This window comes from Flavobacterium sp. (genome assembly GCF_044371705.1).
Classification (GTDB): Bacteria; Bacteroidota; Bacteroidia; order Flavobacteriales; family Flavobacteriaceae; genus Flavobacterium.
Genome location: NZ_JBILTE010000008.1, coordinates 12,569 through 27,714, shown reverse-complemented (window position 1 = coordinate 27,714; position 15,146 = coordinate 12,569). Strand labels below are relative to the sequence as shown.

General features: G+C 35.4%; 12 protein-coding genes. All 12 read left to right on the top strand.

Features of this window, described 5'->3' with window-relative positions; genetic code table 11:
- On the top strand, positions 1-5,916 hold a 5,916-nt coding region (gene sprA / locus ACIQ2S_RS01335), incomplete at its 5' end, for a cell surface protein SprA (RefSeq protein WP_396172271.1).
- A 69-nt stretch (positions 5,917-5,985) separates the two neighbouring features.
- Positions 5,986-6,366, top strand: coding sequence for a glycine cleavage system protein GcvH (gcvH, locus tag ACIQ2S_RS01330; RefSeq protein ID WP_396172270.1), 381 nt, complete (start codon positions 5,986-5,988; stop codon positions 6,364-6,366).
- Entirely contained in the window at positions 6,356-6,721 is a 366-nt protein-coding gene (locus ACIQ2S_RS01325) for a VanZ family protein (RefSeq protein WP_396172268.1), read from the top strand. Before gcvH ends, ACIQ2S_RS01325 begins: the two co-directional genes overlap by 11 nt.
- A 69-nt stretch (positions 6,722-6,790) precedes the next feature.
- Entirely contained in the window at positions 6,791-7,510 is a 720-nt protein-coding gene (locus ACIQ2S_RS01320; protein ID WP_396172267.1) for an energy transducer TonB, read from the top strand.
- Positions 7,511-7,610: 100 nt separating this feature from the next.
- Entirely contained in the window at positions 7,611-8,363 is a 753-nt protein-coding gene (locus ACIQ2S_RS01315; RefSeq protein WP_396172266.1) for an energy transducer TonB, read from the top strand.
- A gap of 56 nt (positions 8,364-8,419) precedes the next feature.
- On the top strand, positions 8,420-9,163 hold the full coding sequence (gene deoC, locus ACIQ2S_RS01310) for a deoxyribose-phosphate aldolase (RefSeq protein WP_396172265.1): 744 nt from the start codon (positions 8,420-8,422) through the stop codon (positions 9,161-9,163).
- A gap of 20 nt (positions 9,164-9,183) precedes the next feature.
- The gene (locus ACIQ2S_RS01305; protein ID WP_396172264.1) at positions 9,184-11,283 is read left to right on the top strand and encodes a gliding motility protein RemB; all 2,100 of its coding nucleotides are present in this window, start codon (positions 9,184-9,186) and stop codon (positions 11,281-11,283) included.
- 102 nt (positions 11,284-11,385) lie between these two features.
- Positions 11,386-12,303, top strand: coding sequence for a heme o synthase (cyoE, locus tag ACIQ2S_RS01300; protein ID WP_396172272.1), 918 nt, complete (start codon positions 11,386-11,388; stop codon positions 12,301-12,303).
- Between the two features lie 2 nt (positions 12,304-12,305).
- On the top strand, positions 12,306-12,884 hold the full coding sequence (locus tag ACIQ2S_RS01295) for a heme-copper oxidase subunit III (protein WP_396172263.1): 579 nt from the start codon (positions 12,306-12,308) through the stop codon (positions 12,882-12,884).
- Between the two features lie 49 nt (positions 12,885-12,933).
- Positions 12,934-13,950 carry a cytochrome c oxidase subunit 3 gene (locus tag ACIQ2S_RS01290; protein ID WP_396172262.1) on the top strand — a complete coding sequence of 339 codons (1,017 nt, stop codon included), beginning with the start codon at positions 12,934-12,936 and terminating at the stop codon, positions 13,948-13,950.
- Positions 13,951-13,970: 20 nt separating this feature from the next.
- Positions 13,971-14,411 (top strand): cytochrome C oxidase subunit IV family protein, encoded by a 441-nt coding sequence (locus ACIQ2S_RS01285; protein ID WP_396172261.1) that lies wholly within the window; start codon positions 13,971-13,973, stop codon positions 14,409-14,411.
- 78 nt (positions 14,412-14,489) lie between these two features.
- Positions 14,490-15,143 carry a hypothetical protein gene (locus ACIQ2S_RS01280; RefSeq protein ID WP_396172260.1) on the top strand — a complete coding sequence of 218 codons (654 nt, stop codon included), beginning with the start codon at positions 14,490-14,492 and terminating at the stop codon, positions 15,141-15,143.
- Positions 15,144-15,146: the final 3 nt, after the last annotated feature.

The following is a 15,146-nucleotide window of genomic DNA, read 5'->3' as shown; positions in this document are numbered from 1 at the left end:
CCAAATGAGTATACATACAATACGCAATTGGGCTATTTATCCTTACAACAGCGTTTGGCTAATGATGAAGTTTTAGCTGTTGCTTTCGAATTTACCATAGGTGATGCCGTATATCAAGTGGGTGAATTTGGAAATGACGGTTTAGAATCTACAGTGGTTGATGGTCAAGGAGTACCAACAACTCAAGCCATCATTTTAAAAATGCTAAAAAGCAATTTAACGAATGTAAGTCAGCCTGTTTGGAATTTGATGATGAAAAATATTTATCAAATTCAGGGTGGTTATCAGCTAAGTCAGGAAGATTTTCGATTTAACATTCTTTACACTGACCCTTCCCCTTTAAATTATATTACACCGGCACCCGGACAAACACTTCCGGCTGACGTAGCAGAAACACCACTTTTAAATGTATTTAATGTGGATCGATTGAATTATAATAATGATCCACAGCAAGGCGGTGATGGATTCTTCGATTTTGTTCCGGGATTAACAGTTGATACCCAAAACGGGCGATTAATTTTTACCACGGTTGAGCCTTTTGGAGAGCACTTGTTTTCAAAACTTGGCACGGGTACTGAAGATTATGATGTGCCTGCCACTTATAATGATAATCAAAGTAAGTATGTTTTTAGAACCATGTACGCCAGCACTCAAGCCGGAGCTTTGCAGGATGCTGAAAAAAACAAGTTTCAATTAAGAGGACGATACAAAGGAACCGGTGGCGATGGAATTCCCATTGGTGGATTTAATATACCCCAAGGATCTGTTGTTGTGACCGCGGGAGGAAGAGTATTAATTGAAGGGATCGATTATGTGGTCAATTACCAGTTTGGTAGAGTTCGAATTTTAGATCCATCAATTGAAGCATCGGGTGTTCCGATAGAAATTTCAGTAGAGAATAACGCAATTTTTGGTCAGCAAACCCGTCGTTTCTTCGGTTTTAATTTAGAGCACCGATTCTCGGAAAAATTTGAAGTAGGAGGAACGGTTCTTCGATTGACTGAAAGACCTTTTACACAGAAATCATCCTTTGGGCAGGAATCTGTGAACAATACCATTTTTGGAATGTACACTAATTATTCAACTGAGGTACCTGCTTTGACCCGTTGGGCAAATAAGATTCCAACAATGAATACCGATGTTCCTTCAAATGTTTCGATACGAGGGGAAATTGCCTATTTAAAACCGGATAGTCCTAATGCCGATAATTTTAACGGCGAAACAACTTTATATGTAGATGATTTTGAGGGATCGCAAACAACTATCGATATGAAATCACCATTTGCTTGGACACTTTCAAGTGTTCCGGAGCGAAATTCAGATAGTCCTTATGATTTTTTTCAAAGTTCGGCAGATTTAGATTATGGATACCGACGTGCAAAAATTGCATGGTATACAATTGACCCGATATTTTACACGAGTCAGCGACCAAATGACATTAGCGATGCTGATTTGGCAACAAATAGAACCAGACGGGTATTTATCAATGAATTATTTCCTGCCACAGATATCGTAGCCGGACAAACGAGTGTAATTAATACGTTGGACTTAACCTATTATCCTTCGGAACGGGGGCCTTACAATTTTAACCCTGCGGCTGCAGGAACCAATCTTTTGCCTAATGCACCAAGTAATTTTGGAGGTTTGATGCGTTCCATTGCTTCAACTAATTTTGAGCAAGGAAATGTTGAATACATTCAATTATGGGTTTTAGATCCCTATGTTGGAGCAGGAGCTATTAATCCAAGTAATCAAGGTAAAATCTACTTTAATTTGGGGGAAATTTCTGAAGACGTATTGAAAGACGGACGAAAAATGTATGAAAATGGAATGCCTGGTAACGGTTCTTCTGAACCTACAATTACTACCATTTGGGGGAAGGTGCCGGCTTCGCAATCGTTAATTTATGCTTTTGATACGAATGGTGGCAATAGAGAATTTCAAGACATTGGATTAGACGGTTTAAATGATGATGAGGAGGCACAATTATATCCTTTATTTGCAGGTTTAGCAGATCCATCGGCAGATAATTATCAGTTTTATTTAAATTCAACAGGTGATGTACTTGAAAAATACAAAGAATATAACGGACTTCAGAAAAACTCGCCTGTAACGGTAACAGACAATAATAGAGGGAATACAACCTTGCCTGATGTTGAGGATATCAACAGAGATAATACGATGAATACCATCAATGCTTATTATGAATACAGTATTGATATTAGACCAAATATGCAAGTGGGTGAAAACTATATCACTGATATCCGAACAACTGTAGCTGAAGTTCCGGGACCCGGTAATCAAACTACTGATGCCCGTTGGATTCAATTTAAGATTCCTGTGGTGGAACCGGAAAATGTTATAGGTAATATTTCAGATTTTCGTTCGATTCGATTTATGCGAATGTTTATGACTAATTTTAGCGAAGAACTGACTGTTCGCTTTGGGGTTTTAGAATTACTTCGAGGCGAATGGCGACGTTACGACGGTACATTAGACCCAAATGAAACTACCGATATAAATAATGATGATGACACGGCATTTGATGTTTTGGCGGTTAATATTTTAGAAAATGCAGATAAATCGCCAATTAATTATGTTTTACCTCCAGGGGTACTTAGAGAACAATTATTCAATCAGAACACTGTTATAAACCAAAATGAGCAATCGCTGGCCTTACGCGTATCAAAAAAATCGGCAAGTAACCCCGGACCAGGTGGTTTAGAACCTGAAGATTCGAGAGCGGTATTCAAAAATGTTGAATTAGATTTTAGACAGTTTAAAAAAATACGAATGTTTTTGCATGCAGAGCAATTGCCGGCTGTAAATTCAGGGCCTATTGCGATTCCAGAAAATGGAGCATTGCAAGACGATGAAATGATCGCGTTTATTCGTTTTGGAAATGATTTTACTTCTAATTTTTATCAAATTGAAGTGCCCTTAAAAGTCACCCCTTATGGAACCAATCAAACTTCTGAACAAGTTTGGCCGATAGAAAATGAAATGGAACTTGCTCTAGATTTATTAACCAAATTAAAAATTCTTTCAATCAATGGTACAGCACCTCCTGTTGACGCATTGGGGATTAGTTTTATTGATGAAGTTGATTTGGACCCATCGGCAGCTAATAAAGAAACAGCAAAATTGCGATTGGGGATTAAAGGAAACCCTGATTTCGGATTGGTTAGAAACCTGATGTTAGGGTTGAAAAATGGGACAAAAGATCCGAATAATGTTTTAAATACCCGAGATATTAGAGGTGAAGTTTGGTTCAACGAATTACGAGTATCCGAAATGGATAACAAAGGCGGCATGGCTGCGGTTGTAAACGTAGATGCAAATATGGCCGATTTTATTACGCTGTCTGCTGTTGGAAGAATGAATACCATCGGATTTGGTTCTCTTGAACAAGGGCCCAATGATCGCAGTAGAGAAGATATGAAGCAATATGATATTGTAACCAATGTTAGTTTAGGAAAGTTGCTGCCACCAAAATGGAACATGACTGTTCCTTTTAATTACGCAATTGGAGAACAATTAATAACACCCGAATACGACCCGTTTTATCAAGATATTCGTCTGCAACAGTTGTTAGATGTTACTACAGACGAGGCACAAAGAGATAATATTTCAAACCGAGCCGTTGATTACACAAAAAGAAGAAGCATCAATTTAATTGGTGTAAAAAAAGAACGTGGACCAGAACAAAAGCCTAGAGTTTATGACATAGAAAACTTTACTTTGTCGCAATCCTATAATATAGTAGAGCATAATGATTTTGAAATTGAATCTTTTGATGATCGACAAACAAATTCTACTATTGATTATGCTTTTTCTCTTCAACCAAAAGCATATGAGCCATTTAAGAAGAACAAAACAATGTCTAAATCACAATATTGGAAATTATTAAGTGATTTCAATCTGAATTATTTGCCAAGCTCAATTAATTTCAGCACCAATATTAACAGACAATTCAATAAGCAACAGTTTAGACAGGTTGATGTAGCAGGTATTGGTTTTGACCCATTATACAGAAGAAATTATTTATTTAATTACAATTATGGTTTTAATTATAATTTATCCAAAGCTTTACGCGTCAATTATAATGTTACGACCAGTAATATCAATCGAGAGTTTTTGAATCCGGATGGCACTCCAATTTCTGTGGGAGGAGGAATTTGGGACGATTACTTTAATGTGGGAACCGCTAATCAACATAACCAGCAAATCATCGTAAATTATGATATTCCGCTGAATAAACTTCCGTTTTTAAGCTTCTTAAAATCAACCTATACTTATACAGGTAGTTATAATTGGCGTCAATCCTCTTTAGCATTATCTTCAATTACTTCACAAGATGGACTTACTTATAATTTAGGAAATACGGTTCAAAATGCAGGAGCTCATAATTTGAATGCTACTTTGAATATGGACTCTTTTTATAAATATATAGGTCTGACTAAAGGGCCTAAAAAACCTGCAAAGCCAGTTCAAGCGGCTCCGCCAAAACCAGGTGAAAAAGTGGTAAGTAACAAACAGCCACAAGCGGCTCAGCGAGGTGTTTTTATGGACGGCTTGATAGGCGTGGCCACAAGTATTAAGAACATTCAAGCAAATTACACCTACAACAGCGGAATAATTTTACCCGGATATTTACCAACTATTGGGTTTTTTGGGTCGTCCAGACCTTCGTTAGAATTTGTGATGGGGCTTCAAGATGATGTGCGTTATGAAGCAGCTAAAAACGGATGGCTGACTTCTTATCCGGATTTTAACCAGAACTATTCAGAGATTACTACCGAACAATTGAATCTAAGTGCCAAAATTGATCCATTTCCCGATTTAACTATTGACTTAATTGCCGACCGAATGTATTTGGAAAATTTCTCTGAGCAGTATGATGTAACAGGAGATTTTTATAATTCAAGATCTCCCTATACTTTCGGGAATTTCTCAATATCAACCGTTATGATTGGCACAGCTTTTAATGTTAGTAATGAAGTGGTTTCCAGTACATTTGATGATTTTAGAGAAAATCGTTTAGCAGTAGCCAACAGACTTGCCACTCAAAGAGGCATCGATATAACTGACCCTACAAATCTTGATGCAGAAGGGTATCCTATTGGTTATGGAAAAAACAGTCAGCAAGTTTTAATCCCGGCCTTTTTGTCGGCTTATACAGGAAATGATGTAGACAATGTTTCACTTTCACCATTCAGAAACACACCCTTACCCAATTGGACTATTAAGTATACTGGTTTAATGCGTTACAAGTTTTTTAAAGATAACTTCAGAAGTTTTTCATTAATGCATGGTTATCGTTCCTCCTATACAATCAATGCATTTAGATCTAATTTTAATTATACTCAAAATCCGAACGGCCTAGATCCGGTAAGCGGAAATTACTTTGCAGAAACCATCGTTTCCAATATAAATTTGGTCGAGCAATTTAATCCGCTGATACGATTTGATATGACCATGAATAATTCGATTAAAATATTGGCTGAGATGAAACAAGACCGTGCGTTATCCATGAGTTTTGACAATAATTTGCTAACAGAAATGACCGGTAAAGAATATATTGTCGGATTAGGTTACCGCATTAAAGATGTTGTTTTCAATTCGGCTTTAGCCGATAATCCTACCGGTGTTATTAAAAGTGATATTAATATCAGGGCCGATTTTTCCTTGCGTGATTCCAAAACAATTGTACGCTATTTAGATTACGACAACAACCAATTAGCAAATGGTCAAAATTTATGGTCATTAAAATTAACCGCAGATTATGCGTTTAGCAAGAATCTTTCGGTCATATTTTATTATGACCATATGTTTACGCAGGCGGTAATTTCTACATCCTTCCCGATGACAAATATCCGTTCCGGATTTACTATCCGTTACAATTTTGGAAATTAAATTAAATAGTTTAAAAAAGATTTTAAAATTAGCGTAGTAAAAATTACATTTGCTGAAACAAATTATAAAATGAATATACCATCAAATTTAAAATATACCAAAGATCACGAATGGGTGAGCATCGATGGTGATTTGGCAACAGTCGGAATTACAGATTTTGCACAAAAAGAATTAGGAGATATTGTTTATGTTGAAGTGGAGACATTAGATCAAACACTTGACAAAGAAGAGGTTTTTGGAACAGTAGAAGCGGTTAAAACAGTTTCAGATTTATTTTTACCCTTAACAGGTGAAATAATTGAGTTCAATGAGACACTCGAAACAGATCCTGAGAAAGTAAATACCGATCCTTACGGAGACGGATGGATGGTGAAAATTAAGTTTTCTAATCCTGCTGAAGTTGCAGAATTATTAGACAGCGACGCATACAAAGCATTAATTGGAGCTTAAAAGAACTACGGTTACCCTTTTGTTTATTGGGTGGATTTCGTTTATTGTCTTTATTAGTCTGGCTTCTTTTCCGAGTATAAGTCAGGTTAAAGTTGAGAATGGCGACAAATATGTTCACTTGTTTTTGTACTTTGTTTTAACATTTTTGCTATTTTTTTCGAGGTTTATTCCTTCCGGCTATTCAAAAAAAGCAAAATTGATTGTCTGTTTAATTAGTTGCATTTTGTTTGGTATAATTATTGAGATTATGCAGAAAGAATTTACAGAGAGCAGGCAATTTGAATGGAGTGATATTGTAGCAAATTCTTTGGGAAGTTTAGTAGGCGTTTTGTTTGCATTTAAATTTTCAGATTAGAATATTTTTTAAAATAATTTCATTAGTTTTACACAAAATAATTAATTTAGCATTTCTAAAAATAAATATATGGAACCAAAAAAGAATCCAAATGTTGACCCAAAAAGAAATAGCTTTCTTTATTTCAGTCTAGGTTTAATGGCAATGTTTGTGTTGTCATATGCAGCAATTGAACTGAAAACGTATGAGAAAGACCTATCGGGTTTAGAGAAAAAAATTGACGATAGTTTCCTGGATGAAGAAGTTCCGGTAACTAATCAATTAAATGTTCCACCACCACCGCCACCGCCACCGCCACCGCCAGCACCGGAGGTTATTAAAATTGTGGAAGATAAAAAAGATATCAAAGAAGTAGTCATAGAATCTACCGAAACCAACCAGCAACAAGAAGTCGTTAAGGCTGAGAAAATTGCTGTAGTGGACGAAGAAATTGAGATAGATGTACCTTTTGCAATTATTGAAGATGTACCTTTGTTTCCAGGATGTGAAAGCGTTCCAAAAGATAAAAGAAGAGATTGTTTTAATGAAAAGATTCAGCAACATATTAAAAAGAATTTCTCTTATCCGGAGGCTGCAATGGAAGCAAATCAGCAAGGAAAAGTGTATGTGAGTTTTGTAATTGAAAAAGATGGTTCTATTACAATTGCAAACATGAGAGGTCCTTATCCGGCACTTGAAAAAGAAGCCGCAAGAATCATTAACAAAATTCCAAAGTTAACACCAGGTAAACAAAGAGGAAAGGCAGTACGTGTGCCGTTCAGCATTCCAATTACCTTCAAATTAGATTAAGTAGATTTATCATTTAATAAACTGAAGACCAACATTTTGTTGGTCTTTTTTTTGGCATAAAGTTTGGTTGGTTTCAGTATAACCATAAAATCTTTAGATCATGAAAAACTTTGAAAAAAATGCCAATCGAAGCAGTAACAGTGTGATTTATTTTCAAATCGGATTAGTTGCAAGTTTGTTTTTAGCTTACCTATTTATTGAATTGAAACTACCCGACAATGAAAATGAGGTGGTTGGTTGTCCCCAAGTTGTAGATATTACAGAAGAACCCATGACTGATAAATTCAGAGTTGAATCAAAACCGGTAGTTCAAATCATTAGACCAAAAATCATTCAGCCTGTTTTGACTTTTAAACCTATTGAAGACACAAAACCCGACCCGGTTGACGATACAAAATTAACCACACCGGCTGATATTTTGAGTCCAATAGCTACTGTTCATGTTGTAAATACTTCTCCCACTATTGAAACACCCGCAAAACCTGAAGTGTATGAAAAAGATGCCATCGAAGAGAAACCAACTTTTTTTGCTTGTCAAGGTTTAAAAGGAGCTGCAAAAGATGCGTGTTTCAATGAACAAATGAAAAAGTTTTTACTTCAAAACTTAAAATATCCTGCAAAAGCTCAAAATAATGATGTTGAAGGGAGAATCTTGGTTGAATTTATTATTGATAGTGGAGGAAATGTAACATCTGTAAAACCAATGATGGTTCGCAATGCTAATAATCCCGATCTTGAAAAGGAAGCATTGAGAGTGATTGGAAAACTGCCTAAAATGAAACCCGGAAAACAAGGTAATGAGGCGGTTAATGTTCGGTACACCATTCCGATTTCATTTAAATTACCGGATTAAAAAAATTAAACTCAAAATATAGCCACGTATCGCGTGGTTTTTTTTATTTTTATACCATGAAGATGCAACAGTATTTAGATTCAACATATCTGAAAACAGCTACTCAGGCAGGACTTACGCAAGCCGAAAACCAAACCATTGCAGAAGGCTTTGTTTTAGAAGCTATTGAGGAGGGTTTTAAGTTGATTATGATTCGTCCGGATATGGTTTCCGTGGCTCGCAAACTCATAGATACTGCTACTTCCAATGTATTGGTTGGAACCGTAATTGATTTTCCGGAAGGAACAGCTTCCATTGAACAAAAGATTAGTGAAGCAAAAAAAGCAATCGAAGATGGTGCCGACGAGTTGGATTTCGTATGTAATTATCAAGCTTTTAAAAACGGAAATAACACCTTGGTAAAAGAAGAAATCTTGCAAGGCACGCAATTTGCTTTTGCCAACCATAAAGTTGTGAAATGGATTATTGAAGTTGCGGCCCTAAATCCGCATCAAATTGTGCAGCTTACTGCTTTAATAAAAAATGTCATTCTAACTAATTTTAAAGAAGATTGTTATGCCAACGTATTTTTAAAGTCATCAACTGGATTTTATAAAACTGAAAATGGTGCCCCCAATGGGGCAACAGTTCCAACAATTACATGGATGCTCGAAAATGCAACTCCACTACCTGTAAAAGCTGCTGGCGGAGTTAGAAATTATGAAGAAGCTTTAAAAATGATTCAATTGGGAGTCAAAAGAATAGGCACCTCCGCTGCAAAAGCAATCATTCAAGGTCAAACTTCCAATGAAAATTATTAATTTCCCCAAAAATTAAATGAATGAAAACTAGCATCTACGCTTTTCTACTACTTTTTTCTCTTCAATTGACGGCTCAAAATGCAGCTAAAAACATCGAACAAGCACCTGTTTTTCCTGAATGTGCCGATAAATACAATAAAGAATTGGAAGCCTGTTTCAATGAAAAGGTTAGAGAGCAAGTTTATAGCTCCTTTAAAACGCCTTCCAACTTGGTGGATTCAAATTATAAAGGAATTGTAAATGTGTTGTTTGAAGTAGACCAAACAGGGGCCTTTATTGTGCAATATGTGGACGCTATTTATCCGGAATTGGTGCAAGAAACAAAAAGAGTATTTAATGCAATGGATAAAATAAAACCTGCTACTTATGCCGGAAATCCAACTTATTCCCGATACAGTATTCAGATTGCAATTCCGTTAAATAGTGCCGAAGTTGAAAGTACAAATGCATCGCAGGCAATCACTTTTAAAGAAACACGAACAACCTCTTTAAACGAATTGGATTCGATGGTTTACAAGAAATTTAATAATCCACAATTCAAAAGTTATTTGAACGTGCCATTTTCGCATAGTTTGTATGCACAATTTGATGCGAAATTGAATCAAATTGGGTCAAATAATCATACCGCTTCCAAACCTTATACCTACGCTGAAGTAAACAAGTATTACGATTTTGAGACTGCCAATCAATTATTGATGAAAGAAAAAACGAGTTGGTGGGGTAGAAAATTATGGAATGAATATTTGGTCGAAATTCAAGGAGACGATTATTGGTTTACCATCAATGCTCTTTTTGATTTGCGATTAGGCAAAAGTAATCCCAGTGAAAATGATTACACCTATCAAAATACGAGAGGGATACAAATTCAAGGAGGGTTGAGTAAAAAGTTCAATTTTACTACAACTATCTATGAAAGTCAAGGGCGGTTTGCAGATTATTATAATCAGTATGCCGAAAGTATTAAGCCTTCCGGTGGAAATCCGGCGATAGTTCCCGGAATAGGAGTGGCCAAACAATTTAAGACAGATTCCTATGATTTTCCTGTAGCAGAAGCCAATCTGACTTTTGCCCCTAGTCAATTTATAGATTTACAATTGGGTTATGGGCGTAATTTTATTGGAGATGGTTATCGTTCCGTTTTGGTGGCCGATGGAGCGAGTCCGTATCCATATTTTAAAATCAATGCCACTTTTTGGAAGATAAAATACACAAGTACCTATATGTGGTTAAAAGATGTTCGCGATGAGGTAACTGTCGATGGAACGTATGCAACCAAATACATGGCTAACCATTATTTAAGTTGGAATGTTTCTAATCGATTAAACATTGGATTTTTTGAGTCGGTTATTTGGGGAAACACTAACAACAGAGGATTTGACATGAGTTTTGTGAATCCGATTATTTTTTATCGTGCGGTAGAAATCAGTGCTTCCTCTAAAAGTGGAAATATTTCCCTTGGATTAACTTCAAAATACAAATTAAATAACCAAATCAATCTTTACGGACAAATTTTAATTGATGAATTTGCTTTGGAAGATGTAAAGGCTGCTAACCAAAGTTGGCGAAACAAATTTGCTTTTCAAGTAGGAGCAAAATATTTTAATGCTTTTAATGTAAAAGATCTTTTGGTACAAGCAGAATACAATATTGTGCGACCTTATGTGTATTCGCACAGTGATCCTTTGACTAATTACGGACATAATAATCAAAGCATGGGTCACAATTGGGGAGCCAACTTCAATGAGTTTGTGCTTATTGGAAGGTATTTTAAAGGCAGATGGTTTGCTGATGCTAAATTAACTTTTGGCGAACGCGGTTTTGATTTTAGTACAGTTGATGATTCATTTAACTATGGCGGAAATATTTATTTGAACTACAATGACGATAGACCTTTTGACAATGGATTGACTGTTGGTCAGGGAAATACAACAAAAGTATTTATTTCTGAATTGCAAGTGGGTTATTTGATTAATCCAACTTCTAACTTGAAACTTTTCGGAAGTTATATATATCGAAATTTCAATCCGTTGGTCAACACAACAACAACTTTTGATCAATCTACTAACTGGATTTCTATTGGTTTGAGAGCAGATTTATTCAATTTTTATTTAGACTATTAGTCCGATCGCAATAAAATGCTTTTTTTCTGAAATGTTCAATTATTATTACAGTATCTAATTTGTATCTTTGCACAAGTTTTTTAAAAATTGAACCCTTTCTCATTGAATACAGCTACTGAAATACCTCCCTTGAAATCGTTTTATTTTGATTTTAAGCAAATCACAAAAGCAGGGCTATCTGTTAGTGTGGTGTTTTCATCCATCGCGGGTTATTTTTTAGGCATTTTCGATTTCGCCTCACTTGATTGGGTCGTTCTTTTGATGTTGGCCATTGGTGGTTATTGTATGGTTGGGGCTTCCAACACATTTAATCAAATTATTGAAAAAGATTTAGATCTTTTAATGGACCGAACCAAAAATCGTCCAATTGCTGCCGGACGAATATCTGTAATAAAAGCTTTTATAATAGCCAGTATACTCACGCTTGCAGGTTTGATAATACTTTACAATATCAATCCCAAAACAGCTATGTTTGGGGCGATTTCAATTTTTTTATACACAAGTGTGTACACCCCATTAAAAACAGTTACACCCTTGTCGGTTTTTGTGGGAGCTATTCCGGGAGCAATACCTTTTATGTTGGGATGGGTTGCGGCAACGGATGATTTCAGTTTGGAGGCAGGAACGTTATTCATGATCCAGTTTCTTTGGCAATTTCCACATTTTTGGGCCATTGGTTGGTTTTTGTTTGACGACTATAAAAAAGCGGGTTTCTTTATGCTGCCTACAGGTAAAAAAGACCAAGCAACGGCATTGCAAATTATCCTTTATACCTTATGGTTAATTGTAGCTTCGGTATTACCGGCAATTTTTCCTTACATTGGAGTGGTGGGAAGTAGATTGTATTTGACTCCAATTGCAGCGATTGTTGTATTTTTGCTGGGAATTTGGATGTTAATTTTCGCATTTAAACTCTATAGAAATAAAGATTCAAATTCAGCGAGAAGTTTAATGTTGGTAAGCGTATTTTATATAACACTTTTACAACTCGTATACATTGCAGATAAATTTTTAAGATAATTATGGAAATGACTTTACAGGAACAGAATGAGAGAAAAGCACAGTCTTATAAATTACTATTGTGGTTTGCAATGGTAAGCATGGTAATGATGTTTGCCGGCTTAACCAGTGCTTATGTGGTTAGCACTTCGCGGGCAGATTGGTTGAAAGATTTTCAGATGCCACCGGCCTTTTTTATCAGTACGGCAGTAATTATTTTAAGCAGTATTACATTTTTATTGGCTCGAAAGTCAATAAAACAAAACAATCAAGCATTAACTACAAAGTGGTTATTGGCCACCTTTGCACTTAGTATTGGATTTGTAGTATTGCAATTTGTTGGCTTCGGACAAATCATTGACAGCGGTTATTTTTTTACCGGAAGCGAGAGTACCATTACAACCTCTTTTCTATACATCATTGCAATTTTGCACATGGCACACCTTTTCGGAGGATTGATTGCCTTGTCAATAATTATTTATAATCATTTTAAACAAAAATATAATGCGACTCAAACCCTTGGTATTGAACTGGGTGAGATGTTTTGGCATTTTCTGGGAATTTTGTGGATTTTATTGTTTTTATTTTTCTTTTTCTATTAAAAGAAAAAAAAATGTAAATTTGAAAACTTTTTAAAACTAAAAACTTTTTATGGGAGCGACAGTTACTACAACTGAAGAAAAAATATGGGGCGGTGGCAATGAGCCAATGGGAGCCAGCTATGGTAAATTGATGATGTGGTTTTTCATTTTATCAGATGCATTGACTTTTACAGGGTTTCTAGCAGCCTACGGTTTTTCGAGATACAAATTCATTGAAAGTTGGCCAATTGCCGACGAGGTTTTTAACCATTTTCCGTTTTTACACGGTCATGATTTGCCTATGCTTTATGTGGCTTTAATGACATTTGTTCTAATTTTTTCATCTGTAACGATGGTTTTGGCCGTTGATGCAGGACATCATATGAAAAAATCAAAAGTCGCTTTTTACATGTTCTTAACTGTAATTGGCGGTTTGATTTTCGTTGGATCTCAAGCATGGGAATGGAAAAACTTCATCAAAGGTGAATATGGAGCTATTGAGACAAAAGGTGGAAGTATTCTCCAATTTGTAGATAAAGATGGTAAGCGTATTGCCTTAGCAAGTTTTGCCAAAAATTTGTCTGAAGAGCGAACACAAGATGAACGCAGTAAAGGTATTTGGTTTACAAGTGAAGCTACACTTCCCACTTATTCTGTAAATGAGGTAACTGAAGGATTTAAAGCCAATCCTGACTTGTTGATTAGAACCGAAATTTTATATCACGACAAAAATCCCGATAAAAAAGGAGTTCATGAGCAATTAAATAAAGAAAAACACAAAACCATACTTACTCGAGAAGAATCGTTAGCAAAACTAAATGATGCTTTGTATGTAGTGGAAGGTGCAAACTTGGTTCGTAATGAATACGGAACAAAATTATTTGCTAATTTCTTCTTCTTCATCACAGGATTCCATGGTTTCCACGTATTTTCTGGAGTGGTAATTAACTTTATCATTTTCCTTAATGTGATTTTAGGAACCTATGAAAAGAGAAGAAGTTATGAAATGGTTGAAAAAGTAGGATTGTATTGGCACTTTGTAGATTTAGTTTGGGTATTCGTATTCACATTCTTCTACCTTGTATAATTAGTAAAAGCACTATAAAAATGGCACACGAACATAATTTAGCAATTTTCAGAGGTCGGTTAAAATTCAAATCAAACGAACAAAAGATTTGGGGTGTTTTAATATTTCTATCGATTGTAACAGCTGTCGAAGTAGTTTTAGGTATTTATAAGCCGGCTGTTTTGATGACTCCTTTCTTAACTCCATTTGAAGGAGGATTGGGAGCTACTTTAGGAAATATGATCCTATCTCCATTCATTTTCTTAATTCCTTTGAATTTCATTTTCTTGGTATTAACAATTGTAAAAGCCTATTATATTACTTGGGATTTCATGCACATGAGAGACGAACGAACAAGCTTAAAAAGAGCGGTGGTTTGGACATTCGTTTTCCTTGCATTATACATTGCTTTGATTTTCCTTACAGAAGGTGATTATATAAACGAAGTTTATAAAAATTCAACTATTAAGTGGAATTTTTAACAAAATAATAGTTTCAGTTTAAGGGTACGCATTGCGTACCTTTTTTTATTTTTGTAGTGCCTAAAAATAGGTTTTTAAATGAAAAAAAATATTGTCCTTTTTGTATTATTTATTCTTCCAATTGTTGCTTATCTTTTCTTTGCAAGTGGGATCCACAGTTTTGCTAAACTGCCAACAGTAACCAAGAATATTCCCGATTTTGGAAACTGGAAAACGATTGATGGAAAAGAGCTAACGTTAGATGATAAAATAACAATTTTAGGATTTCCAGGAGCCGATATGCTGCACAATAAAGGTGATGCTTTTAACCTGAACCAAAAGATTTATAATAAAGTTCGCGAGTTTAAAGATTTCCAATTAGTTATGATAGTACCTATAGGTGTTGAAGACCAAACAAAACAACTTAAAGAAGAGTTGGGTCGTATTTCGGATTTATCGAAATGGCATTATGTTTTTGCTACTCCTGCAGAAATTAGAACGTATTATAAGCAATTGGACTTGATTGGTACTTTAGATCAAAATGTTAGTACTCACAACGTATTTATTGTGGATAAAGATAGAAATCTTCGTGGAAGAAAAGGAATGAACAAAAAAGGGGAAGACGAATATAAAGAAGGATATAATACCATTTCAGCAGCCGATTTACACAATGAAATGGGGGATGATATCAAAATAATTTTGGCAGAATACCGATTGGCTTTAAAGAAAAATAATGCCGATCGAAAAAAATAATGA

What these genes read in the sequence shown, in the direction of transcription:
- gcvH (WP_396172270.1), top strand. Translation starts at nt 5,986, where the DNA reads ATGAATATACCATCAAATTTAAAATATACCAAAGATCACGAATGGGTG.
- ACIQ2S_RS01320 (WP_396172267.1), top strand. Translation starts at nt 6,791, where the DNA reads ATGGAACCAAAAAAGAATCCAAATGTTGACCCAAAAAGAAATAGCTTT.
- ACIQ2S_RS01315 (WP_396172266.1), top strand. Translation starts at nt 7,611, where the DNA reads ATGAAAAACTTTGAAAAAAATGCCAATCGAAGCAGTAACAGTGTGATT.
- deoC (WP_396172265.1), top strand. Translation starts at nt 8,420, where the DNA reads ATGAAGATGCAACAGTATTTAGATTCAACATATCTGAAAACAGCTACT.
- ACIQ2S_RS01305 (WP_396172264.1), top strand. Translation starts at nt 9,184, where the DNA reads ATGAAAACTAGCATCTACGCTTTTCTACTACTTTTTTCTCTTCAATTG.
- ACIQ2S_RS01295 (WP_396172263.1), top strand. Translation starts at nt 12,306, where the DNA reads ATGGAAATGACTTTACAGGAACAGAATGAGAGAAAAGCACAGTCTTAT.
- ACIQ2S_RS01290 (WP_396172262.1), top strand. Translation starts at nt 12,934, where the DNA reads ATGGGAGCGACAGTTACTACAACTGAAGAAAAAATATGGGGCGGTGGC.
- ACIQ2S_RS01285 (WP_396172261.1), top strand. Translation starts at nt 13,971, where the DNA reads ATGGCACACGAACATAATTTAGCAATTTTCAGAGGTCGGTTAAAATTC.
- ACIQ2S_RS01280 (WP_396172260.1), top strand. Translation starts at nt 14,490, where the DNA reads ATGAAAAAAAATATTGTCCTTTTTGTATTATTTATTCTTCCAATTGTT.